The organism is Desulfobulbus oralis (assembly GCF_002952055.1).
Classification (GTDB): Bacteria; Desulfobacterota; Desulfobulbia; order Desulfobulbales; family Desulfobulbaceae; genus Desulfobulbus; species Desulfobulbus oralis.
The window spans coordinates 886956-909568 of sequence record NZ_CP021255.1; the positions used below are offsets into that span (position 1 = coordinate 886956).

Annotated in this window: 19 protein-coding genes, 2 pseudogenes and 1 riboswitch; of the genes and pseudogenes, 16 read left to right on the forward strand and 5 right to left on the reverse strand. The window is 58.7% G+C overall.

Translation table 11 applies throughout. From position 1 onward, the window contains the following. Positions 1–300: 300 nt before the first annotated feature. The 3 genes from CAY53_RS03865 to thiC all read left to right on the forward strand — a co-directional run bounded on the left by CAY53_RS03865 (position 301) and on the right by thiC (position 3235). A complete protein-coding gene (locus CAY53_RS03865) occupies positions 301–705 on the forward strand; it encodes a cell wall hydrolase (RefSeq protein ID WP_245874873.1) in 405 nt (134 codons plus the stop codon). A gap of 69 nt (positions 706–774) precedes the next feature. Then, positions 775–874, forward strand: a riboswitch (TPP riboswitch). A gap of 363 nt (positions 875–1237) precedes the next feature. Further along, complete coding sequence (gene thiE, locus CAY53_RS03870; RefSeq protein WP_104936018.1) at positions 1238–1870, forward strand: thiamine phosphate synthase; 633 nt, start codon at positions 1238–1240, stop codon at positions 1868–1870. An 84-nt stretch (positions 1871–1954) separates the two neighbouring features. Beyond that, positions 1955–3235 (forward strand): phosphomethylpyrimidine synthase ThiC, encoded by a 1281-nt coding sequence (gene thiC, locus CAY53_RS03875; protein ID WP_245874874.1) that lies wholly within the window; start codon positions 1955–1957, stop codon positions 3233–3235. Positions 3236–3402: 167 nt separating this feature from the next. Here the strand turns inward: thiC and CAY53_RS03880 are convergent. Next, a pseudogene (locus CAY53_RS03880) lies at positions 3403–4003 on the reverse strand (transposase). Between the two features lie 90 nt (positions 4004–4093). Continuing rightward, positions 4094–4516 carry a helix-turn-helix domain-containing protein gene (locus CAY53_RS03885; protein ID WP_104936019.1) on the reverse strand — a complete coding sequence of 141 codons (423 nt, stop codon included), beginning with the start codon at positions 4514–4516 and terminating at the stop codon, positions 4094–4096. Positions 4517–5265: 749 nt separating this feature from the next. On the opposite strand from CAY53_RS03885, the gene CAY53_RS03890 reads away from it, so the two are divergent. The 3 genes and pseudogenes from CAY53_RS03890 to CAY53_RS14055 all read left to right on the forward strand — a co-directional run. Continuing rightward, positions 5266–6027 (forward strand): substrate-binding periplasmic protein, encoded by a 762-nt coding sequence (locus CAY53_RS03890; protein WP_245874875.1) that lies wholly within the window; start codon positions 5266–5268, stop codon positions 6025–6027. Between the two features lie 182 nt (positions 6028–6209). Then, complete coding sequence (locus CAY53_RS13380; RefSeq protein ID WP_104936021.1) at positions 6210–6623, forward strand: transposase family protein; 414 nt, start codon at positions 6210–6212, stop codon at positions 6621–6623. Further along, a pseudogene (locus CAY53_RS14055) lies at positions 6560–7177 on the forward strand (ISL3 family transposase); the annotation flags it as partial. The gene CAY53_RS13380 and the pseudogene CAY53_RS14055, both read left to right, overlap by 64 nt. Positions 7178–7220: 43 nt before the next feature. On the opposite strand, the gene CAY53_RS14060 reads toward CAY53_RS14055, so the two are convergent. The 3 genes from CAY53_RS14060 to CAY53_RS03910 all read right to left on the reverse strand — a co-directional run bounded on the left by CAY53_RS14060 (position 7221) and on the right by CAY53_RS03910 (position 9390). Beyond that, positions 7221–7415, reverse strand: coding sequence for a helix-turn-helix domain-containing protein (locus CAY53_RS14060; RefSeq protein WP_425430774.1), 195 nt, complete (start codon positions 7413–7415; stop codon positions 7221–7223). Continuing rightward, the gene (locus CAY53_RS03905; protein ID WP_181040414.1) at positions 7340–8008 is read right to left on the reverse strand and encodes a 3'-5' exonuclease; all 669 of its coding nucleotides are present in this window, start codon (positions 8006–8008) and stop codon (positions 7340–7342) included. The genes CAY53_RS14060 and CAY53_RS03905 overlap by 76 nt, the downstream gene beginning before the upstream one ends. 299 nt (positions 8009–8307) lie before the next feature. Further along, positions 8308–9390, reverse strand: a complete 1083-nt coding sequence (locus CAY53_RS03910) for a peptidylprolyl isomerase (protein WP_104936023.1) — start codon at positions 9388–9390, stop codon at positions 8308–8310. Between the two features lie 255 nt (positions 9391–9645). On the opposite strand from CAY53_RS03910, the gene CAY53_RS03915 reads away from it, so the two are divergent. From CAY53_RS03915 to CAY53_RS03960, 10 genes are all read left to right on the forward strand, one after another. Then, a complete protein-coding gene (locus CAY53_RS03915) occupies positions 9646–9831 on the forward strand; it encodes a ferredoxin family protein (RefSeq protein ID WP_017866432.1) in 186 nt (61 codons plus the stop codon). A 118-nt stretch (positions 9832–9949) separates the two neighbouring features. Next, on the forward strand, positions 9950–11074 hold the full coding sequence (gene alr / locus CAY53_RS03920; protein ID WP_104936024.1) for an alanine racemase: 1125 nt from the start codon (positions 9950–9952) through the stop codon (positions 11072–11074). Positions 11075–11081: 7 nt separating this feature from the next. After that, complete coding sequence (gene argS, locus CAY53_RS03925; protein ID WP_181040415.1) at positions 11082–12746, forward strand: arginine--tRNA ligase; 1665 nt, start codon at positions 11082–11084, stop codon at positions 12744–12746. A 3-nt stretch (positions 12747–12749) separates the two neighbouring features. Continuing rightward, on the forward strand, positions 12750–13148 hold the full coding sequence (locus CAY53_RS03930) for a hypothetical protein (RefSeq protein ID WP_104936026.1): 399 nt from the start codon (positions 12750–12752) through the stop codon (positions 13146–13148). Positions 13149–13152: 4 nt separating this feature from the next. Next, positions 13153–14067, forward strand: a complete 915-nt coding sequence (locus CAY53_RS03935) for a DMT family transporter (RefSeq protein WP_104936027.1) — start codon at positions 13153–13155, stop codon at positions 14065–14067. After that, complete coding sequence (locus CAY53_RS03940) at positions 14064–14546, forward strand: N-acetyltransferase (RefSeq protein WP_104936028.1); 483 nt, start codon at positions 14064–14066, stop codon at positions 14544–14546. Before CAY53_RS03935 ends, CAY53_RS03940 begins: the two co-directional genes overlap by 4 nt. Positions 14547–14599: 53 nt before the next feature. Beyond that, a complete protein-coding gene (secA, locus tag CAY53_RS03945; RefSeq protein WP_104936029.1) occupies positions 14600–17155 on the forward strand; it encodes a preprotein translocase subunit SecA in 2556 nt (851 codons plus the stop codon). Between the two features lie 71 nt (positions 17156–17226). Beyond that, positions 17227–18129: an AAA family ATPase gene (locus CAY53_RS03950; RefSeq protein WP_104937427.1), complete on the forward strand. Its 903-nt coding sequence runs from the start codon at positions 17227–17229 to the stop codon at positions 18127–18129. Then, positions 18126–19079: a DUF58 domain-containing protein gene (locus tag CAY53_RS03955; RefSeq protein ID WP_104936030.1), complete on the forward strand. Its 954-nt coding sequence runs from the start codon at positions 18126–18128 to the stop codon at positions 19077–19079. Before CAY53_RS03950 ends, CAY53_RS03955 begins: the two co-directional genes overlap by 4 nt. Then, positions 19076–21079, forward strand: coding sequence for a transglutaminase TgpA family protein (locus CAY53_RS03960; RefSeq protein ID WP_104936031.1), 2004 nt, complete (start codon positions 19076–19078; stop codon positions 21077–21079). Before CAY53_RS03955 ends, CAY53_RS03960 begins: the two co-directional genes overlap by 4 nt. Positions 21080–22613: the final 1534 nt, after the last annotated feature.

Consider the following 22613-nt stretch of genomic DNA (forward strand, 5'->3'; position numbering starts at 1 on the left):
TTGCTTCTCAGGTACTGCAATATAGGAGCGTCATTGCACTTGCCTGATGCAAAAGAATGTATTAAAGGTTCCCGCCAACATCACAGAAGGAGCAATACGACACCGGGCCTGATCGTGTCTGTTGATCAGAATGTACCCACGGGGCGCCTTGCCGGCGCGGCCGCCACATTTTTTCGGGTGGCTGCGCTCATCACGTTTACCTGTTGTCAATTCGTTATTTGCACAGCGCTCCGGCAGCGAGCTGCGGCCCGGCCCGGTTGGCCCGGCTCTGGAATCAAGCCGAGGAGGGAAAAGTTTGAAATGGAATCAATGGGATTTGTGGAAGGTTTGCTCTGGCTGACCTTGAACATTTACCACGAAGCACGCAGCGAACCGGAAATCGGCAAGCTTGCGGTGGCCCATGTGACCCTGAACAGGGCCATGGAAGAGCAAAAAAGTATTGAGGAGGTAGTAACCGCACCCTATCAGTTTTCGTGGACCTTTCAGAAGACCTCGTTTATCCCGGCCGAGCCCGGCTCGCTGGAAGACAGCATGGGCGTGGCGCTCAAGGCCATCACCTCGAAAGATTTTACCCAGGGATCCACCTTTTACCATCGTACCGATGTTTCCCCCAGGTGGGCTGCCCATAAAAACTTCACCGCCCAGTACGGGTCCCACAAATTTTACCGGCAGGCAGGCGCTTCCGTCCCTCCGCTGCCGTTCTGATAGCCTTTGTTTCTGAACCGGTTTCAACCAATCACGCGTTGACAATTTTATAACGCTCGAATATAGAAAGCCATTCGCTAGGGGTGCGGCGTCATGCCGCTGAGAGGAATGCCAACCCTATGAACCTGCTCCGGATAATGCCGGCGAAGGGAAGCGCGCTCATCGAACACGAAATTTTTCACCTGTTCGTTTTCAGCCGCCAGCCCTCCCCGGGATGGCGGCTTTTCTTTTCCACTGTGTGCTCGTGATTTGACGCTATCCGCCACTTGGGCCAGCCCGGGGTGACAGCGCTGCAGGAAAGGTGGCTCCGCATCAACCCAGCGCCTGCTGGAAAGGCCGCATGCCGGAGCGATTGACTGCAGTTGTTCATGGCAGCCAGCTTCTCTGCGGGTTGCGAATTGGTTGTGGCAGGCCTGGATCAGCGGACAGACAAAAGGATGCCTGTGGCAGCCCTGCCGGCTGTCGCCCATAACAGCCGTACAGTGGCCGCTTACATGGCTGCAGGCATTTTCCAGGAACGGGGAGAGAGATCATGAGTCAGGCAAGCTTACCGGGTGGCGTCTATGGCATGACTGCCGAGCGCTTTTCCAGGGGACGCAGCAATATCGATGTGGTCAAGGCGATGATACAGGGGGGCGTGCGCGTGCTGCAGTACCGGGAAAAACGGCCTGACAAGCAGTTTCGCGTCATGCTGGAAGAGTGCCGGGCCATTCGTCAGTTGACCCGTGAGGCGGGCGTGCTCTTTCTCGTGGACGATTATCCGACCCTGGCGCTGCTTGCCGAGGCCGACGGGGTGCACGTGGGTCAGGACGACTGGCCCTTGGCCGAGCTGCGCAGGCTGGTCGGGCCGGATATGATGATCGGTGTTTCGACCCACGAAGCGGCCGAGGCCCAGGCAGCGGTTGCGGGCGGGGCAGACTATATCGGCGTGGGGCCTGTTTTTGCCACCCAGACCAAGGCCGATGCGGCCGCACCGCTTGGACTGGACTACCTTGACTATATTAAAAACAATATTCCACTGCCCTTCGTTGCCCTGGGAGGCGTCAAGGAACATAATCTGGCGCAGGTGATCGCCCATGGCGCGCGTTCGGTCTGTCTGGTGACGGATATCGTGGCGGCGGACGATATCTGCTCCAAGGTGCAGCGCCTGCAGGCAATGTTCTGATCCCGTTTTTTTCCGGTCCATGGGGGACCCCGGGTTCTGCGGGCCCGGTGTTTGACGATGATCCCGTAGTTGAGGAGTGTTTCCATGAGCACACAGATGGCTGCGGCCAGAAGAGGCGAATTGACCCCGGCGATGCGGCAGGTGCTGGCAGCCGAGCGCATTGACGAAAACGACCTGCTTGCCGGTCTGGCCAGCGGCACGATTGTGGTGCCGGCCAACCACAAACACGGGAGCCTGAGAGGCTGCGGTGTGGGCAAGGGGCTTCGTACCAAAGTCAACGTGAATCTGGGCGTTTCCGAAGACTGCTGCCATGTGGAGCGCGAGCTGGACAAGGTGCGGCGCGCCATCGAGCTCAAGGCGGACGCCATCATGGATCTGAGCACCTTTGGCGATACCCGGGCCTTTCGTCGTCGCACCGTGGAACTCAGCCCGGTCATGATCGGGACCGTGCCGGTTTATGACGCAGTCGCCCGCTATGGCAAGGAGGTGGGCAGGATCACGGTGGATGATTTTTTCGAGACTGTGCACGTCCATGCGGAGGACGGCGTGGATTTCATGACCATCCACGCAGGTCTGACCCAAACTGCGCTGCAGCGGCTGAAAAACAGGCCGCGCCTCAGCCATGTGGTCAGTCGCGGCGGCTCCCTGCTTTTGGACTGGATGAGCGCAAACGACCGGGAAAATCCATTTTACGAGCACTTTGACCGGCTCCTGGCTCTGTGCCGGGAATATGACATCACGCTCAGCCTGGGCGACGGGCTCAGGCCCGGTTGCCTGAAGGATGCCACCGACGCGGCCCAGATTCAGGAGCTGATTTTGCTGGGCGAACTCAGCGCCCGCTGCCGCGAGGCGGAGGTACAGGTTATGATCGAGGGGCCTGGCCACGTGCCCCTGAACGAGGTCGTGGCCAACATGCAGTTGGAAAAGAAGCTCTGCCAGGGCGCCCCCTTTTACGTGCTGGGACCGATCGTCACCGATGTGGCGCCGGGCTACGACCACATCACCTCAGCCATCGGGGGGGCCCTGGCCGGGGCCGCGGGCGCGGATTTTCTCTGCTACGTCACGCCGGCCGAGCATCTGCGCCTGCCCGACGCCCAGGACATGAAGGAAGGCATAGTCGCGGCGCGCATTGCCGCCCATGCGGCGGACATCGCCAAGGGCATACCCGGCGCGCAGGACTGGGATAACGCCATGGGCGAAGCCCGGCGCGAGCTGGACTGGACCCGCATGTTCGAACTGGCCATCGATCCGGAAAAGGCCAGGGCATACCGGGCCTCTTCCAGGCCGATCGATGCCGAAACCTGCACCATGTGCGGCGATTTGTGCGCTGTCAAACGCAGCCGGCGGATTTTGGCAGGGCAGTAGAGCAGCCACGAACACGCGAACAGGCAGGAAGGCCACCGCCCCGGCGGCTTTGTGCGGGGAAAATGGCAGGGCTTTGGCCCGCAGCTCGGGTGGCAGGCGGCCGGTCACTGGCCCCGCGGGATTTTCCCGGCTTCCTGGCCGCCGGAATCAATGGTTAGGCTCTGGCCTCATGAATCGAGATGGCATATGACGGAAGCCGCGAGGCATAGAGCTGAAAAGAAGGTGGTATGCGCGCAGCGGTCATAACGCATGGCTATTCTCCGCCAGTCCTTGATCCTGCCAAACATGATCTCGATCCTGTGCCGCTGTTTATACAGATCTTGATCTACGGGCAGGGTTGCTTTCGGCTCCTTTTGGGCGGGATGCAGGGCTTAATGTCTCTGGCGAGAGAGCATCACGGAACCAGTCGGCGTCATAACCACGGTCCGCCAGCAGCGCCTTGGCCTCGGGTAAAGCATCTATGGCATCCATAAGCAGGAGGGCTCCTTGGTAGTCACTCACTTGGCCATCCTGTCCTGCTGTTTTTGCCAATTCGGTAAAAATATTGTTGAAGACGCCCATCCGGCTCCAGCGCAAAAAACGATTGTACAGCGTTTTATACGGGCCATACTCACGCGGCGCATCTTTCCATTGCAGGCCATGTTTGATGACATAAATGATGCCGCTGATGACTTTCCGGTCATCGACCCGCGGAATACCATGTGAACGTGGAAAGAAGGGCTTGATACGCTCGAGTTGTTCGGCAGAAAGGGAGAAAAGTTGGCTCATGGCGTCCTCCTTGAGCACAACTAACCAGATTTCCTGCTTTTTGGCAACTAATGAGGCCTGAGCCTAGATTGTTTCTCAGTGAAGTGAAAATCAGGCTACTTTGGTTTCTTGAAGGGTATTATTCGTGTCTGTTGTGTTTTTTTGGCTTCTCCTCCATATTTTAAATGCAGGAAAATAGACTTCGAGTTGGTTTTCAAGCCATCTCAGATTTTCAGATTCTGCGCTTTCCTTTGCCCAAGTTTCAAATTCAACCAGGAATGCTTCTGCGGGCTGTGTGCGCTTGCCTTCTGCCTCGGTTGTTCTCTTAGGGCCTTGTCCGGTCATTATCCATCTTGTTGTTATTCCGTATTTTAGTTCAATTTTGAATGCCCATTCAGCTGGAAATGGGTCTTTCTTGCTTCGACTAAAAGTTGACTGTGGAATTCCAAGTAGTTCTTGGATTTCTTTGTCGGTTTTTAGACCGAGTTCAAGCTTAAGCCTTCCTAAGGCGGAAAAAAAATGCCCATTTGTCATTTTTTTTCTTGTTGAAATCCATAAATGGACATAAAATAACCAAAATTGGATTTTCTATTTATTCATGCATAAATTAGCACGAGTTGTTGCAGAAGATAGCAAATAACGAAATAACAAATTAGAAAAATACCATAAAAGCGACAAGAAACCAAGAAATGACAAACAGGGGGCGAAACGGCAGTGACAAGCGCAACGGGTCAGGGGCAACAAACATCGGTTTGGCCTACGACTGAGGCATCACGCAGGAATTTAGGGAGTACGTGGCTTGAGGGTCGGATTACGGAGTCACGGCAAGTGGGTGTGGATCGGGAAAATATGCCAATTTTTGAAACGATTTTGATGACGCCTGCTGCGGATAAATATTCGTGAGGATTTATCAATTGAGTGGAAATCCAGTGTCGGCCGTGGCGTGACGGGGGCGCTGGCATTATCCGCATTCTTTGTGGGTAGTCTGAGAAATGGAGCGGGAATTGTCCCTTATCCTTCCGTGAAGCGGGAAAGGGGGGCGCCCTTCCATTTTCGGGTGCAGGGGGGCAAGCAAACGAGTAGGTCAGCTGCGCAACCAAATTCTCAACGAATCCAGGATGGGCGAATACTCAGCTCAAACTCCTTTGTGCCGAGGGATGCATCCTTCTGGAATAATCCATACAGGTCCTTAACCGGACATTATTGATTAATTTAAGATAAGCACTTAAAAAATGATGGAAGAAAGGAGTCAAACGATGTTGTGCAAAAAAAGCAGATTCAGAGTGAAAAGTAATTCCTTGTTGCATAAATCCGTCGTTGTTGCTCTGCTCATCGCTGTGTGCGGGGTGGGGAGTGTCAATGCTGCACAAGTTATGAAAGTAGGTGGGGCAAGAGACGTGCCGCCTGTCTATTTCAAAGACGCCCAATCTGTTCTGATTGGTTTTGACGTTGATGTGCTGCGCGAAATAGGCAAGCGAATCGGGAAAAATATGGAATTTCAGGGTATTGACTGGTCCGAAAAGTCAGTACTGCTCAATAGTGGCAAAATTGATATTATTGCTTCCGCTCTGAATATCACTGATGAGCGTAAGACCAGTTATAGTCTCACACGCCCGATCATTGACAACGGGTATGTGGCAATTGTTCGGGCGGATTCGTCTATCAGAGAATTGGATGAGCTGAGCGCCAAAACTGTTTGCATACTCAACGGAGTTTATTATATTTCCGAACTTATGAAATTCAAAGGAAAATCCGGACCACCTGCCACAGTCATAACTGGCACGAACGAATTCTGCCTGACCGAAATGCTGAAAGGCAAGATGGATGCCACGGTAATCAAATTGCTGGCAGCAAACTATTATATGAAGTTCAATCCCGGATCTTTTCGTGTTCTGCCAGGAAAACTGACCACTGACAAAACAGCCTTTGCCTTACGTAAAAGCGATGCTGCACTACGTGATCAATTTGACAAGGTCATAGCTGAAATGGAAAGCGATGGCACCATGGCTGAGCTTCGTAATCGCTGGTTTGATCAGAATGAATAAAGGAGGGTGCACGTCTGCCGGAATTCAGCCCAAGGAAAGACTGTAAGGCAGATCTGCAGAATCGTGGTATTGAGCAGATAGAGTTTTCCCTGAAGACAGTACTGTCTCATTAAAATTGGTTCCTCGCTGTTTCATGTGGGTAAGGTGTTTTTTCCTTGTTCCCCTTCTTGAGGTTTTAATCCATGCGTGACACCGACCTTTTCCAAATGGCCCTTGGTTTGACTCCGCCGTGGCAGGTGGAGTCCTGCGAGTTTGCCGCAGAGCAAAAGCGCCTGGACATTCGTTTGGCCTTTCCCCGGGGCAGCGTCTTTGTCTGTCCGCAATGCGGCCAGGCAGACCTCAAGGCATACGACACCACGGAAAAGAGCTGGCGGCACCTGAACTTCTTCCAGCACGAAGCCTGGCTGACCGCGAAGCTGCCCCGGGTCAAATGCGACCATTGCGGCGTCAAGCAGGTATCCGTACCCTGGGCGCGTCCAGGCAGCGGCTTCACCCTGCTGTTCGAGGCCCTGGTCATGAGCCTCCCAGGGCCATGCCAGCACGAAGCCTGGCAAAGCATGTGGGCGAGCATGGCACCCGGCTCTGGCGCGTGGTGAATCACCATGTGGAGGAGGCCAGAACGAGCATCTCCTTCGCCGACGTCGCTTCCTTTGGCGTGGACCAGACAGCCAGCAAACGCGGCCACAACTACGTCACCGTGTTCGCCCACCTGCGAAGCCACAAGGTGCTGTTCGCCACCGGGGGCCGGGATGCCGCCACAATCCAGCGCTTCAAGGAAGAGCTTGCGGCCCACGGCGGCGATCCCGCAAAGGTAAACGAGGTGTGTTGCGACATGTCGCCCGCGTTCATTGCCGGCGTGGAGGCGAACTGCCCCGAGGCGCACATCACCTTTGACCGGTTCCACATCATGAAGGTGCCGGGCGACGCGGTGGACCAGGTGCGGCGCGAGGAGGCGAAGACTCGGCCCGAGCTGGCGAAGAGCCGGTATGTGTGGCTGAAAAACCGTGACAAATTACCTGCCTCACAACAGGAGCGTCTGGCGGCACTCACCATGTCCAGGCTGAATCTGAAAACGGCCCGGGCCTGGCAACTGAAAACGACATTTCAGGACTTGTTCCGGCAGGCCCCCGGCCAGGCGGAGGCCTTCCTGAAGAGGTGGTGTCTCGTGGGCACTGCAGGCTCCTCTGGCGGGATTACGCCGGAGTTCCCTGCTGATCGCCCGAAGGACTCCGGTTCAGGGCTCCGGCGATCTTGCGGATTCCGCAGCCCTGAGCACGAAGGCACAGTATACTTTCCCGTTCTGTTGCTGCGTTTAGCTCGTAAATCCAGGATGTATTTTCCTGAAGAGTGCCCCTTGCTGCTGGCGTTGCGCCTCGTGCCTGAGCCAGGCCTGCACCTGTTTGCCCCGTCGCAGGCGCGTGAGCTGCAGCATCAGGGGAAAAGGTGTTTCCAGGAGACCATAGTCTTTTTGCAGACGCCTTTCCATGTAGAGCCAGAGCCGGGCTGTGGCCTCGGCATCGGCCAGGGCCCGGTGCCAGTTGCCGTTCGGCGCGATGCCGCAGTGTTCGGCCAGAACCGAGAGCTGGTAGCGGGGCGCTTCCGGCACAATCCGGCGCGCGGCCAGGAAGGTGCAGGCATGGGGGTTGCCGCATTCCAGCCCCAGCCGCCCGAGTTCAGAAAGCAAAAAGCTGCGATCAAAGCGCACGTTGTGCGCCACGATGGGGGCATCGCCCAAAAACGCGCGAAAGGCAGGAAAGACCTCGCGGCTTTTCGGGGCGGTGGCCAGCATCTCGTTGGTGATGCCGGTCAGTGCCGTGATAAAGGCGCTCACCGGCAGACCCGGATCGACGAGGCTCTGGAAGCGCTCCCCAATCACACCGTTCTGCAGCCGCACTGCACCGATTTCAATCACCCGGGCGCCGTCCGATGGCTTCATACCCGAAGTTTCGAAGTCGAAAATGATCAGTTGGGACTGGGGCATGCTTGCTCCAAAGGACCGGAGATGCCAGGCCGGCGGATCACGGCGCGGAGGGGCTGAGCCGGCCGCCCCGCGCATTGCAGACAGGGAGAAGACTCTTTTGTGCCAGGGCAGGCGCTGGGTTTGCAGGCTTTGTCCTGCTCAAAGGCATCGGCTCTGGCCCTGCCCCCTGTCAAGCAGGGCAATCATCTGCCCAGGCTTCGACCCAGACCGGCCTTTTTGTGTTTTTCCTCTGCATGCAAAGCAAAAGGCTCCCGGCCCTCTGGGGCAGGGAGCCTGTCTGTTGGCCAGGCGATCACGCTTCAGAAATCCACCAGTTCCACGTCAAAGACCAGCCAGGCGTCCGGCGGGATGAGCCCGCCGCCTGCACCGCGCGTGCCGTACCCGAGCTCCGGCGGAATGATGAGGATGCGGTGTTCCCCCTTCTTCATCATGGCCAGGCCTTCATCCCAGCCCTTGATGACCATGCCGGTGCCGACCGGAAACTCGATGGGTTCCCCCCGGCGGCGCGAGCTGTCGAACTCCCTGTCGTTGCTCAAGAGCCTGCCTGTGTAGTGTACCTTGATCTTGGTGCCCTGGGCCGGCGTGGAGCCGCTGCCCTCCTCGACCAGAACGGTGTAGAGACCGGAAGCGGTACGGTGCGCCTTGGGCCAGCGGGTTTTGACGCGTTTTTCCATGGCCTCCTGTTGGCTCTTTTGCGCTTTGGCCGCCGCGGCTTTCCTGGCTATGAGCGCGGCATTGAAGGATTCCTGGTCGATTTTGAAGCGCTCGGCCTCGGCTCCCTGGCGGATGATTTCGATGTGTTGGATATGGTCGCCCTGGCGGATGGCGTCGACCACTTGCTGTCCTGTCACCACCTGGCCGAACACCGTGTGCTTGCCGTCCAGGTGCGGGGTGGCCGTGTGGGTGATGAAGAACTGGCTGCCATTGGTGTTTGGGCCGGCATTGGCCATGGAGAGCACCCCCGCGTTGTCGTGCCGCAGCGTGGCATCGATCTCGTCCGGGAACGCATAGCCGGGCGTGCCGGAGCCGGTGCCCAGGGGGCAGCCGCCCTGAATCATGAAATCGGCGATGACACGGTGAAAGGTGAGGCCGTCATAAAAAGGCTGACCCTTTTTGGGGCCGACCGTACCCATGGCCAGTCCCGCGAAGTTGATGACCGTGAGCGGGGTTTTGTCGTAAAACAGTCGCAGAAGGATATCGCCCCTCTCGGTGCTTATTTTGGCGTAAAGTCCGTCTTTCATGGTGTTTTCCTTGACTTGGGCGCCTTTTTGGGCGTTTGGCTTTGGGGCCGCCGGGCTCGAGGCCGGCAGCGCCGTGAAACAGAGGGTACAAACGAAGAGAGCGGACAGAAGCAGGCTCTGTCTGATGCCTGTGCAGTGCATGTGCAATCCTTGCCTTCATCGGCTTTGTGGCTTTCTGGGAGGACCGGTCGCCTGCTTACCCTGCCTGATGGCCCTTGTCAACCATGTTGGCGTGGCGGGCCGCTCAGGGGCGCTGAATCTGTTGATTTGCCTTGACAAAGAGCAGCCCTGTTCTATAAATTTTCGCGGGAATTTGGATCCGCCTCACGTCGCTGAAATGCGGCCTTCGCAAAGGCCGTTCCTGCATGTCCTATCATAACCTTTGGAGGAAAGATCATGTATGAGATTACTGTAGACAAGGCCAAATGCACGGGTGATGAAGAATGCGTCAACGCCTGCCCTGGTCAGGTTCTGGAGCTGGTTGACGGCAAGGCCGAACCGGTGCATTCCGACGAATGCCTGGGTTGCGAGACCTGCGTTGAAGTTTGTCCGGCCGATGCGATTACCGTCAAGGAAATGTAATTGCCTTTAGAGCATCCTGGTTCTCCACGATAAGCCCACATCCCTGGCGGAGTGGGCTTATCGTGTTTCTGCAGCCAGGCCAGGGACCGCCGCAGTCCGGCATTTTTCGGAAAAGACCATGGAAGCATCGAAACGGGTCATTGTCAGCCGAGCGGCTTTGGTCCACAACTTTGCACTGTGCCGCAGGCAGGCGAATGGCGCGGGCATTATCGCTTTGGTCAAGGCCGATGCCTACGGCCATGGCATGCTGGAGTGCGCCCGCCTCTTTGCCAATCTGGGTGCAGCCGGGCTCGCGGTTGCCGATGCGGTGGAAGGTGTGGCCCTGCGCGAGGCGGGTCTTGCCGTACCGATTTATGTACTGGCCGGGCTGGCCCCGCAGACGGTCCCTGGCATTGTGGCCCACAATCTGACGCCTTTGGTGAGCGATGGGGCCATGTTGGAGCGGCTTGCCCACGAGGCCCAGCGGCAGAAGCGGGTTTGCACCGTGCATCTGAAGGTGGATGTCGGCATGGGCCGGCAGGGTGCGCTGCCGGAGGATTTTCCGGAGCTGACCAGAAAGGCGCTCTCGCTGCCGGCCATACAAATCGGCGGGATGATGGCCCATCTGCCCAAGGCGGACGACCGGAACAGCGATCATTCAGAGCGGGCCAGGGATGCCTTTGCCAGGGTGAGCGCGGTCGCCCGGGCGCTCGTGCCCTATCCCCTTTTCTGTCATCTGGCCAGCAGCGGGGCCCTGTTTTATGTCGCAGACTCCAGATTTGACCAGGTGCGGCCGGGCATTGCCCTTTACGGTTGTTATCCCGGCGGGGCGGCTGGGAAAAAATCGGCTGGCGCGCCGGATCTCCGGCCTGCCATGAGCTGGACGGCCGATATTCTTTTGGTGCGTCAGGTGCCGGCAGGCCACAGCATTGGCTATGACTGCACCTGGATCACGAAGCGGCCCACCAAAATGGCCGTTTTGCCGCTCGGCTATGCGGACGGTTATCTGCGCAGGCTCTCGAACCGGGGGCAGGTCCTGATTGCCGGTCGCCGGGCGCCGGTTCTGGGCCGTGTGTCCATGAACCTGACTGTGGTGGATGTGACCGATATCCCGGGCGTCGATGCCGGCGACGAGGCGGTGCTTCTGGGCCGGCAGGGAGCGGATGAAATTACGGCCGACGAGCTGGCCGGCTGGATGGAGACCATCAATTACGAAGCGCTCTGTCTGATTGGCCGGCTGAACCGGCGTGTTTACCAGGATTGATGAACCCATGATCAAATCACAGGTTAAGGCGTGTCTGGAGCGGTGCGTGGCTCTGGGGGCGCAACAGGGCTACTGGCCGGAGGATGCGGCGAAGTCCTGCGGCATCGAGGTGCCCAAGCGGGCGGAGCAGGGGGATTTTTCCACCAATTTTGCCATGATGACCGCAGGCAGAATGCAGGCCAGGGCCCGGGATCTTGCGGCCAGGCTGGTGGAGCTTTTGGCCCGGGAGCCGATGTTTGCCAAAGTGGAAATAGCCGGCCCCGGTTTCGTCAATTTCTTCCTGAAGCCTTCGATATGGGCCCAGGTGCTGGCGCCGGTGTACGGGCAGGACGAAAAATTTGGCTGTTCGGAGACTGGCGTGGGCAAAAGGGTGCTGGTGGAATTCGTGAGCGCCAACCCGACCGGGCCCCTGAGCGTCGGCCATGGCCGCAACGCGGTGCTGGGCGACGCCATTGCCCGTGTGCTGACGGCAGCCGGCTACACGGTGCAGCGCGAGTACTACTTCAACGACGCGGGCCGCCAGATGCGGGTTCTGGGCGCTTCCACCAGGGCCCGCTGCATGGAGCTCTTGGGCCTGCCGTCCGAGTTCCCGGAAGACGGCTATCAGGGCGGCTACATCTACGATATTGCCAAAGACCTGGTGGCGGCAAAGGGGCAGGCGCTCAGGGATGCGCCGGACCAGCTCTTCATCGAGCAGGCCCGCGAGGCGATCTTCCAGGACATTCAGAACACGCTGGCCCGCATCGGCATCCGCTTTGACAGCTATTTCAACGAACGTTCGCTCTATGAGCAGGGTTTGCTCGAAAAGGTGGTGGCTGACCTGCGCGCCAGAGATCTGGTGTACGAAAAGGACAATGCCACCTGGTTCAAAAGCTCGGCTTTCGGGCAGGAGCAGGACAGGGTCATCATCAAGAGCAGTGGCGAGCCGACCTACCGGCTTCCGGACATCGCCTATCACCGGGAGAAATTTGCCCGCGGCTTTGACTGGATGATCAACATCTTCGGCTCCGATCACATCGCCACGGTGCCGGATGTCCTGGCCGGCCTGCGGGCGCTGGGCCTGGACGACAGCCGGGTCACGGTGGTGCTTTACCAGTTCGTCACCCTGATGCGCGGCGGCAAGCAGGTGAAGATGTCCACCCGCAGGGCCACCTTTGTCACTGTGGATGAGCTGGTGGATGAGGTGGGCAGTGATGCCATGCGCTTCTTCTTTTTGATGCGCAAGCCGGACAACCTGATCGAGTTCGATCTGGATCTGGCCAAGCAGCAGAGTCAGGAAAATCCGGTGTACTACGTGCAGTACGCCCATGCCCGCCTGTGCAGCATAGAACGGCAGGCGAAAGAGCTGGGCGTGGCACTGCCCACGGCCGCCGAGGCCGGCGATACCGCCCTGCTGGGCCGGCTGGACCTGCCGGAGGAGCTGACGCTTTTGAAAATGCTGGCCGCATATCCGGAATTGATCGCCGATGCGGCCCGGGATCTTGCGCCGCACCGACTTGTGTTTTATCTGATGGAGCTGGCCGGGGCCTTCCACAGCTATTACAACAGGCACAAGGTGCTGGGCGAGGATGCCGAACTGAGCCGGGCCAGGCTTTTGCTGGCCGGCGCACTGAAAAAGGTGCTCAGAAACGGCCTTGCCCTGATTGGCCTGACTGCGCCGGAGCGGATGTAGCCCGTGTTCGGCCTTTCCCGCAACAAGGCGCCGGAGCGCAGTATTCCGATTGCGTACGGCAATGCGGCCCAGCCCCAGCCCGGACAGCAGGGCAGGGCCTTTCGCATCGAGCTGAGCTGGAAGGGGCTCCTTGGCCTGATTGTTATCTTCTGCATCCTGGAGATGTGGATGTTTTTTGTGGGCATGTGGGCCGCTGCGAACATCGTGTTCCCCACGGGCAAGCCGGCTGTTTCGGAGATGGTGGCGCCAGGGACGGCCGCGCCCCAGACCGCTGCCCGGAAATCTCCCCCGCTGCCAGGGACCGGGCAGCGGCAAACGGAAGCCGCCGCCACGCCGGGGCCTGCGGACGAGGCGGCAGCGGATGATGGGGTCATGCGCGGCGAAGCGCCGCCTTCATGGTGAACTGATGGGCTTTTCCAACCGGCAAAGCGGGGTTTTTCTGGTGCTGGCCGCTGCCATGCTTTGGGGTACCTCCGGTACGGCCCAGCGTTTTGCGCCTGGGGGTTATGATCCTCTGGTCATTGGCGCGCTGCGCCTGCTGGTGGGGGGCGCGGCGCTGCTGTGCCTGGCGGTCTGGCGGCGGGAGCTGGGGCATTTCCATGACTGGAACTGGCCGCAGGTTTTGGGCGCGGCGCTTTGCATCAGCAGCTATCAGCTTTGCTTTTTTGCCGGCGTGCATCTGACCGGGGTGGCCGTGGGCACCATGGTGGCCATTGGCTGTGCACCGGTTTTGAGCGGTTTTTTCGGCCACTTTCTTTTCGGTGAAAGACTCAGACCTCGCTGGTGGCTGGCAACCTTGCTGGCAGTGACGGGCTGCACGCTGCTGGGCCTGGGCAGCGCCGCCCTGCACGTGAACATCTGGGGTATTTTGCTTGCCCTGGGCGCGGGTCTTGTGTATGCGGCCTACAATTTTTTTCTGAAGGCACTCCTGGCCAGGCATCCGCCCACGGCCGTGGTGGCAGTGGCAAGTGGCGGCGGCGCGCTGCTGCTCCTGCCGGTTTTGTGGCGTTGCGATCCGCTCTGGCTGCTGCAGTGGCGCAGTGTGGCGGTGGCCCTGTATCTGGGTCTGGTCACGCTGGCGCTTTCCTACTGGCTGCTGGCGCGTGGCCTGCGCGGTTTGCCCGCATCCACGGTGGTGACGCTGGGACTGGCCGAGCCGGTGACCGCAACCCTGCTGGGCCTGGTGGTGCTGGGCGAACGGCTGCACGGCCTGTCGGCGGCAGGTATTGTCCTGGTCTTTGCGGGTCTTTTGGTTTTGGCCGCTCCATTGCCGCGCAGGGGGGCGGGGCAGGGGCGCATTGGCGGGCGGGAGGAAACATGAACGGGCATGGGGGACAGCCGGGCCGCATCCGGCCCGCACGCATGGGCGATGTGCACCGCATCCACGAGATGCTGAACGGCTTTGCGGACCAGCGCCTGATGCTGCCCCGGGCGGTCAGCTCCATCTATGATCACCTGCGCGATTTTGTGGTCTATGCGGAAGGCGAGCAGCTTTTCGGCATCTGCGCGCTCCAGATCTGCTGGGACAATCTGGCGGAGATTCGTTCGCTCGCGGTGGATGTCAGTCGCCAGAAGATGGGCATTGGCCGCAGCCTGGTGAGTTCCTGTCTGGACGAGGCCAGGCTGCTGGAGATCGGACAGGTCTTTACGCTCACCTATCAGGCGCCCTTTTTCCGCAAACTGGGTTTTCAGGATACGGACAAGCAGCTTCTGCCCCACAAGATCTGGAGCGACTGCCTGCATTGCCCGAAATTTCCGGACTGCGACGAGGATGCCCTGATCTGGCGGGCGGGCGCGTAGGCAGACCACTTCCGGCCCCGGCAGGGGGCCGCCTTTATACATGGAGTCGAGCGATGCTGGGAAAAGCTCTGGCCAAGGTGTTTGGCAGCAAAAATGACCGCATGATCCGGCAGTACCGCCAGATCGTCGCCCGGATCAACGGGCTGGAAGAGGGCGTGAGCGGACTGGATGATGCCCGGCTTGCCGCCAAAACCGTGGAGTTCAGGGAGCGCATCGCGCAGGGCGAATCCCTGGACGCGCTGCTGCCCGAGGCCTTTGCCGTGGTGCGCGAAGCGGCCAGGCGGACACTCGGCGAGCGGCACTACGACGTGCAGCTCATCGGCGGCATCGTGCTGCACGAGGGCAAGATCGCGGAGATGAAGACCGGCGAAGGCAAGACCCTGACGTCCACTGCGCCGATTTATCTGAACGCGCTCGCCGGCAAGGGCGTGCATGTGGTCACGGTGAACGACTATCTGGCCAAACGCGATGTGGAGTGGATGGGCCAGATCTACCGCTTTCTGGGGCTGAACACCGGCTGCATCGTGCACGGGCTGGATGACAGGGAGCGCCGCGAGGCCTATGCCGCGGACGTGACCTACGGCACCAATAACGAGTTCGGCTTCGACTATCTGCGCGACAACATGAAGTTTTCGCTGGCCGATTACTGCCAGCGCGGCTTCAGCTATGCCATTGTGGACGAGGTGGACTCCATCCTGATCGACGAGGCCAGAACCCCGCTTATCATTTCCGGCCCGGCGGAGATGTCCACCGATCTGTACGCCAAGGTGGACGCCATCATGCCCAGGTTCAGGAAGGAGGAGCACTACACGGTGGACGAAAAGGCCCGGCAGGCCATGTTCACCGACGAAGGCGTGGAGCTGGCGGAGCGGCTTCTGGAGGTGGACAACCTCTATGACACCGCGAACATGATGCTCCTGCACCACATGGAGCAGGCCCTGAAGGCCCACGCGCTGTTCAAAAGGGATGTGGACTACATTGTCCGGGACGGCAAGGTGATCATTGTCGATGAATTCACTGGCCGTACCATGGAGGGCCGCCGCTATTCCGACGGCCTGCACCAGGCCCTGGAGGCCAAGGAGCGCGTCAGGATCGAGCAGGAAAACCAGACGCTGGCCTCCATCACCTTCCAGAATTACTTCCGCATGTACGACAAGCTGGCGGGCATGACCGGCACTGCCGACACCGAGGCGGCCGAGTTCAAGCAGATCTACGGTCTGGACGTGGTCGTCATCCCGACCCACGAAAAGATGAGCCGCCAGGACTATGCGGACGTGATCTACAAGAACCAGGAAGCCAAGTACCGCAATATCGTCAGGGAAATCAAGGCGCGCCACGAGAGCGGCCAGCCGATTCTGGTGGGCACCGTTTCCATCGACGTTTCGGAGAAGATCAGCGGCATGCTGAGCAAGGAGGGCATTCCCCATGATGTCCTGAATGCCAAGCAGCACGAGCGGGAGGCCGAGATCGTGGCCGGCGCCGGTCAGAAGGGCCGGGTCACCATTGCCACCAACATGGCCGGCCGCGGCACGGACATCAAACTGGGCGAGGGCGTGCGCGAGCTGGGCGGCCTGCACATTCTGGGCACCAGCCGCCACGAGAGCCGCCGTATCGACAATCAGCTCCGCGGTCGCTCCGGCCGTCAGGGCGATCCGGGCAGCTCCCGTTTCTATCTTTCCCTGGAAGATGATCTCCTGCGTATCTTCGGCTCCAACCGCCTGACCTTTCTCATGGACAAGCTGGGTATGGACGAAGACGAGCCCATCGAGCATTCGATGGTCACCAAGGCCATTGAAAACGCCCAGCGCAAGGTGGAAGGCCACAACTTTGACATCAGAAAGCACCTGCTCGAGTATGACGATGTCATGAACAAGCAGCGCGAGGTGATTTACAGCCAGCGCCGGGCCATTCTGGAAGGCACAGACGTGCATGCGCTGGTTGCCGACATCATGCAGGAACTGGTGGCGGAGATTGCGGCCGAGTTCGCCCAGTCCAGCGTGCCTGCCGAGGAGTGGGACTGGCAGGGCCTGGACGAGCGGCTCCTGCAGCAGTTCAACCTGAAGCTGGGCTGGAACGACGAGGAAAAACAGGGGCTGCGGAAGAAGGCGGACCTGCAGGCCAAAGTGCAGGAGGCGGTGGATGCGGCCTATGCGGGCCGGGAACAGGCCAACGGCCCGGAGCAGATGCGCCAGCTCGAGCGCATGGTCCTGCTGCAGATCCTGGATACGCTCTGGAAGGAGCACCTGCTGCAGATGGACCGCCTGAAGGAAGGCATTGGTCTGCGCGGTTATGGCCAGAAAAATCCGCTGCTGGAGTACAAGAAGGAAGGCTACAACCTCTTTGCCAAGCTGATGCAGGCCATCAATCAGCATACGGTCAGCAACCTCATGCGCATCCAGATCGTGCGGGAGGACGAGCTGGCCAGGATGGAGGAGGAACAGCGCATCCAGCGGGAGCGCCAGATGGCTCAGGCCAAACGGGTCGAGCGGCAGGACGGGGAAGCGCCCGCTCCCCAGCCGGTGCAGCGGGAAGGGAAGGTCGGCCGCAACGCGCTCTGTCCCTGCGGTTCCGGCAAGAAATACAAGAAGTGCTGCGGCCGCTTCTCCTGATGCAGGCCGTAGCCCCGGAGGAGGCCGGAGAGCGTCTCGCGGTCGGCAGGGCCGCAGGGCTCTGTGAGGCCATGGTACAGGAGGTGGGCCGCCACGTCCTGGGCAAGGAACATCAGGTGCGCCTGGCCATCTGCTGCCTTCTGGCCCAGGGGCACCTGCTCATTGAAGACCTGCCAGGCATCGGCAAGACCACGCTGGCCAAGGTGCTGGCCCGGATTCTGGGCCTCGAATTCCGGCGCATCCAGTGCACGAGCGACATGCTGCCGGGCGACATTCTGGGCGTCTCCATCTTTGACCAGAAAACGGGAGGCTTCCATTTCCATCCCGGCCCGATCTTCACCCAGGTCCTGCTGGCCGACGAGATCAACCGAAGCACACCCAAGACGCAGAGCGCGCTGCTGGAGGCCATGGAAGAATACCAGGTCTCGCTGGACGGCGCGACCCATCCGCTGGCCCGGCCCTTCTGGCTGCTGGCCACCCAGAATCCTCTGGAACAGGCCGGCGTCTACCCGCTGCCGGAATCCCAGCTCGACCGCTTCCTTTTCCGTATCACTCTGGGTTATCCGGAAAGGGAGGCGGAGCGGCGACTGCTGGCCCGGGGCGGCACGGGCAGCAGCACGGCGCTGGCCGGAATCCGGCCGCTTGCCAGCGCCAGGCTCGTGGTGCAGTTGCAGGCAATCGCCCGCAGGGTGCACCTTTCCGACACGCTGATCGCCTATGTGCAGGAGCTGCTGGCCTTCAGCCGCAACTCCGGCCAGTTCGCTGTGGGCCTGTCGCCCCGGGCCGGGCTGGCGCTGCTGGCTGCGGCACAGGCCTGGGCGCTCATGGCGAGCCGCGACTTTGTGCTGCCGGAGGACGTACAGGCGGTCCTGCCCGCTGTCGTCGGCCATCGCCTGCGCTCTGCCGACACGCTCGTCGAGCCGGGGCCCGAGGCGCTGCGGCAGGCCTTTGCCGGGGTGCACGTTCCGGCATGAGCGCCGAGATCCGGACAGCCAAGCCGCTGCCGCGTCTGACCCGCCTTTTGCCGTACTGTCCCCTGCCGCACGGCTGTGCGCTGCGCCCCACCTTTTACGGCTTTGTCTATTTGGGCATGGTGCTCGCCCTGCTCCTCGGCTCCATCAACTACAACAACAATCTGGGCTATCTGCTCACCTTTCTTCTGGGCGGGCTTCTGCTCGTGTCCCTGCGCCAGACCTGGCTGAACGTGCAGGATGTGCTTCCTGTCTCGGCCCGGGCGGAACCGGCCTTTGCCGGCGGCGTGGCCCGGGTGCTCCTGCAGGTGCGGGCGGAGAGCGAGCACTTGGCGCTGCAGTTGTCACTGGCGCCGGACTGCCGGGTGCTGACCGATGTAGCGGCAGGGGCGCTCAGCTCCGTGGAACTGGCGCTGCCGGTGCGGCAACGCGGCCTGCAGCGCTGCGAGCACCTGACAGTCGCCAGCACCTTTCCTTTTGGTCTCGTGGAATGCCAAAGGCAGGTGTTGCTGGCCCTGTCCTGCCTGGTCTACCCGACGCCCATCCGTACAGCCTTTGTCAGCCGGTCACAGGGAGATGACAACGAGGCGCGACAGCCCGCCCACATGAGCGTCGCTGCGGGCTTCGATTTTTCGGGTATCAACGCCTACCGGCCCGGCGACAGCCTGAACCGCATTCACTGGAAGAGCCTGGCTCGCGGGCAGGGCCTGCATGTCACGGAATTTGAGGAGGAAAACCGGGGCGGAGCCTTTCTGGCGCTGGCCCTGATACCGGGCGGCAACCTCGAGCACAGGCTCTCCCGCCTCTGCCATCTGGTGCTGCTCGCCTCCAGTCGTGATCTGCGCTATGGGCTGGATCTGGGCACGACCATCATCCAGCCCGACCACGGCCCTCGTCACCGGGAGCGCTGCCTGGAGGCGCTGGCCCTCTACCCGGGGGGAGCTCGCTCATGACGGCACAGGCCCGGCAGCAAACCGGGCTCAGGGCCACGCTGCTGTTGGCCATTGTCCTGGCCTGCCTGCTGCATCTGGTCAACATCTCCGCGCCCACTCTCCTGGTCTGTCTCGCTTTATGGGCCTACCAGCTACTCGGTTTTTTCCGGCCCCTGCCCAGCCCCGGGCCCAGAGTCCTCACCGTGGCCGGCGCGCTCTGTTTTGTCTTGATCGCAGCCACCAACGAAGGCCTGACCGTCGAGTTCTTCGTCTCGCTGCTGGTCCTCATGATCAGCCTCAAGCTCTTCGAGTTCCGGGGCTGCCACGACGCCATGATGACGGCGATTCTGAACTACTTTGTCGTGGCCAGCGGCATGTTCTTCAGCGATTCGCTTCTGGTGACCTGCTACATTGCGCTTTGCCTGGTGTACAACAACGCGGCCCTCGTGCGTGCCAGCCATCCGGGCCTGCCGTTGAAACGCTGCCTGCGTTGGGCCGGCCGGCTCACGTTGCAGGCCCTGCCCTTTATGGTCATACTCTTCCTTGTCTTCCCGCGCTTTCAGGGCGGCCTCTGGGGACGCCCCAGCCTCATTCAGGCCCGCTCCGGTGTGAACGATACCCTGAAGCTGGGCGGCGTGGCCGAGGTGGCGCGCAACATGGATGTGGCCTTCCGCGTGCATTTTGACGGCCCCCTGCCCCTGGAGACGCTCTACTGGCGCGGTCTGGTGCTCTGGCACTTCGACGGCGAGACATGGACGCGTGGGCCCGGGCAGCGTAGTCTGACGCCGGACCGGACGCAGACGGCCGGCATGGTGCGCAGCTACCGTGTGACGCTGGAGCCCCACGAAGGCCGCTGGCTCTACACTCTGGACCGGCCGCTCACAGTGCAACTCCTGCAGCCGCCACGTGGTCTTGCGATAAGTGGAGCCGGTGTGGTGGAAGGCGCCCGATCGGTGTCGGGCCGGGTGGAATATCAGGCCACTTCAGACACTGCGGCCCGGATGCTGTGGTCTGAACAGAACCGGATGGCCAAGGTCTGGGGCCGGCAGTTGCCAGAGAGCGGCAATCCGCGGGCCCGGGCGCTGGCCGCTCTCTGGCAGGGCAGGAGTCCCGGGGACATCGTCAACAGCGGCCTGGCTTTTTTCGGTCGGGGCGGCTTCCGCTACACGCTCGCTCCGGATGAGGAGCTGGGCGCCGATGCCATCGACGCCTTTCTCTTTGAGCGCCGCGCCGGCTTCTGCGAGCATTTTGCCGCCTCCTTCGCCTTCCTCATGCGGGCCGCGGGCCTGCCCACCCGGCTGGTGGTGGGTTATCTGGGCGGCACGGTCAACCCCTACGGCGGGTACCTGGCAGTGCGCCACGCCGACGCCCATGTCTGGTGCGAGGTACTGCTGAACGACGAATGGCAGCGCATCGACCCGACCGCGGTGGTGGCTCCCGGCCGACTGCGCACGGGCAGCGAAAGCCGCGCGCCTGCCCCGGCGGATCTCACCCTCTCGGGCCTTTTCAGCGTGGGCAATCTGCCGTCCTGGCTGCAGCCCCTGGGTAATGGCTGGGACTATGTGAACATGCGCTGGAACCAGCTCGTCATGCAGTACTCGGCGGCCAGCCAGCGCCAGCTTTTCGCCTGGCTGGGCCTTGACTGGGGCAGGCAGGCGGCTCGTCTTGGACTTTTGATCGCGGGCATTGCCGTTTTGGGCATTGGCTATTTTCTTGTGGCGGTCTTTATGCGGCGCAGCCCGCGGGAGGAGGCGGATGTGGTGGCCCAGGCATGGCGGCGTTTTCGGGAAAAGCTCGAGGGCGCGGGCGTGGCGGGAACAGCCAGGCAGGGGCCGGTGCGGCTCCTGGCCATGCTGGAGGCAGAGCGGCCCGACCTGGCCAGGACAGCGTCAGCCGTGGTGCAGCTCTACATTCGCCTGCGCTATGCCAAAACGCCCGAGGCGGCCCGTGGCGAAATGGAGCGGGAATTGGTGCAGGCGGTACGGGACTTCAGGGCTCCTCGACCGGGAAAGCAGCCCTGAGGTTTGGCGCGCAATGGCGGGCCGGCCGCGCTGAGCATGACGATTGGCGATCTGCCTGTAAACTCTATTGCAGCCTTTGAGTGTGGAGGTATCCGTATAGAATGGAAAATAAGCATTTGTGGAAATTTCAGGATAGTCAGCATAAAATGCTTGATTATTTCATAAGAAAATTCTGTATTCTGAAGTATTCTTTGTTCTTTATATAAAATACAATTATAAATATTAAAACTGCAAAATAATTAATGCCATAGTACAAAATTAATTTTGTTGTAATAGTTAAATTACTGAATGTATTTATATATGTATTTATTCTATCTATAATTAATATTTTTAATCCTATAAAAATAGTTAAACATATATAATAATTTAAAAATAATTTCATAAAATATAGAAATTTGCTTTGTATCAGTTTTCTATCATACATAACTACTGTTTTTGCGATAAAAAAATCAGTACACAAAGATGATATTGGCACCATAACAAGCATATTAACTGATATTTCCCCTAATAAACTCGGTATCTTTACGCCATAATGTATTAGCCACATGAATGTAAAAATAGAGATAACGGGGACACCATTTATTAGACTTGATGATAATAACAAGGCAGAATGCAAACTAATTTTTGCAGCTAAATAGCTTTTATGTTCATCCGGCATTTTTTTACTCTGTAAATTCAGGTTGGTATGTTCTCGTTGCAAAAGCACCGCCCGTTCAGAATGAGAACAGGTTAGCAGCCCATTGAAAAAGGCGCTGCAATGCGTATTGCAAGTAAAAAACTTCGTAAGGTAGAGAGGTAACTCAGTGATTCTGGGTTACTTGTAATTTGAAATTCCTGCAGCACAAGACATTAAATATATCTTATCAGTATTTATGTATAACATACATCTCATCAACATGAGATACTCAGCAATAATCTTGCTGATTATTTAATAAGAAAATTCTGTATTCTAAAGTATTTTTTATTTTTTAAATAGTATATTATTATAAATACTAAAACAACAAGGTAATTAGTGCCATAGAATAAAACAAATGCTGTTGGAAAAGAAAATTTATTAAATGTATGATTCTCTGTCGTAAAAGATGTTGTTAGTATAGATAATATGGTTATCCATATATAGTAATTTAAAAATAATTTCATAAAATATAGAAATCTATTTTTAATTATTCCTCTGTCGTACATAACTACTGTCTTTAGAATAAATAAATCAGTGCATAAAGATGATATTGGTAGCATAACAATCATATCAATTGATTCACGGGCTAATGGACACGCTTCCCATGTAAAAATGTATTTTAACCACATTATCATAAAAACAGATATAACTGGTATGCTATTTATTAAAAATGATACACATAATAAGGCGGAATGTAAAATAATTTTCTCAGCTAAATAACTCTTATGTTCATCTGACATTTTTTGCTCTGTAAATTCAGGTTGGTACACTATTACTGCAAAAGTACCGACCGATCAGGGTGAGAACAGACTATCCGTCCGTTGAAAAAAGGCACTGCAATGCGTATTGCAAGTAAAA

Excerpts from the sequence above, each read along its gene's own strand:
- CAY53_RS03960 (WP_104936031.1), top strand. The coding sequence starts at position 19,076 with ATGACGGCACAGGCCCGGCAGCAAACCGGGCTCAGGGCCACGCTGCTG.
- CAY53_RS03910 (WP_104936023.1), bottom strand. The coding sequence starts at position 9,390 with ATGCACTGCACAGGCATCAGACAGAGCCTGCTTCTGTCCGCTCTCTTC.
- thiC (WP_245874874.1), top strand. The coding sequence starts at position 1,955 with ATGAGCACACAGATGGCTGCGGCCAGAAGAGGCGAATTGACCCCGGCG.
- CAY53_RS03885 (WP_104936019.1), bottom strand. The coding sequence starts at position 4,516 with ATGACAAATGGGCATTTTTTTTCCGCCTTAGGAAGGCTTAAGCTTGAA.
- thiE (WP_104936018.1), top strand. The coding sequence starts at position 1,238 with ATGAGTCAGGCAAGCTTACCGGGTGGCGTCTATGGCATGACTGCCGAG.
- CAY53_RS03935 (WP_104936027.1), top strand. The coding sequence starts at position 13,153 with ATGGGCTTTTCCAACCGGCAAAGCGGGGTTTTTCTGGTGCTGGCCGCT.
- CAY53_RS03955 (WP_104936030.1), top strand. The coding sequence starts at position 18,126 with ATGAGCGCCGAGATCCGGACAGCCAAGCCGCTGCCGCGTCTGACCCGC.
- CAY53_RS03865 (WP_245874873.1), top strand. The coding sequence starts at position 301 with ATGGAATCAATGGGATTTGTGGAAGGTTTGCTCTGGCTGACCTTGAAC.
- CAY53_RS03940 (WP_104936028.1), top strand. The coding sequence starts at position 14,064 with ATGAACGGGCATGGGGGACAGCCGGGCCGCATCCGGCCCGCACGCATG.
- CAY53_RS03950 (WP_104937427.1), top strand. The coding sequence starts at position 17,227 with ATGGTACAGGAGGTGGGCCGCCACGTCCTGGGCAAGGAACATCAGGTG.
- secA (WP_104936029.1), top strand. The coding sequence starts at position 14,600 with ATGCTGGGAAAAGCTCTGGCCAAGGTGTTTGGCAGCAAAAATGACCGC.
- CAY53_RS03915 (WP_017866432.1), top strand. The coding sequence starts at position 9,646 with ATGTATGAGATTACTGTAGACAAGGCCAAATGCACGGGTGATGAAGAA.
- alr (WP_104936024.1), top strand. The coding sequence starts at position 9,950 with ATGGAAGCATCGAAACGGGTCATTGTCAGCCGAGCGGCTTTGGTCCAC.
- CAY53_RS03905 (WP_181040414.1), bottom strand. The coding sequence starts at position 8,008 with ATGCCCCAGTCCCAACTGATCATTTTCGACTTCGAAACTTCGGGTATG.
- CAY53_RS13380 (WP_104936021.1), top strand. The coding sequence starts at position 6,210 with ATGCGTGACACCGACCTTTTCCAAATGGCCCTTGGTTTGACTCCGCCG.
- argS (WP_181040415.1), top strand. The coding sequence starts at position 11,082 with ATGATCAAATCACAGGTTAAGGCGTGTCTGGAGCGGTGCGTGGCTCTG.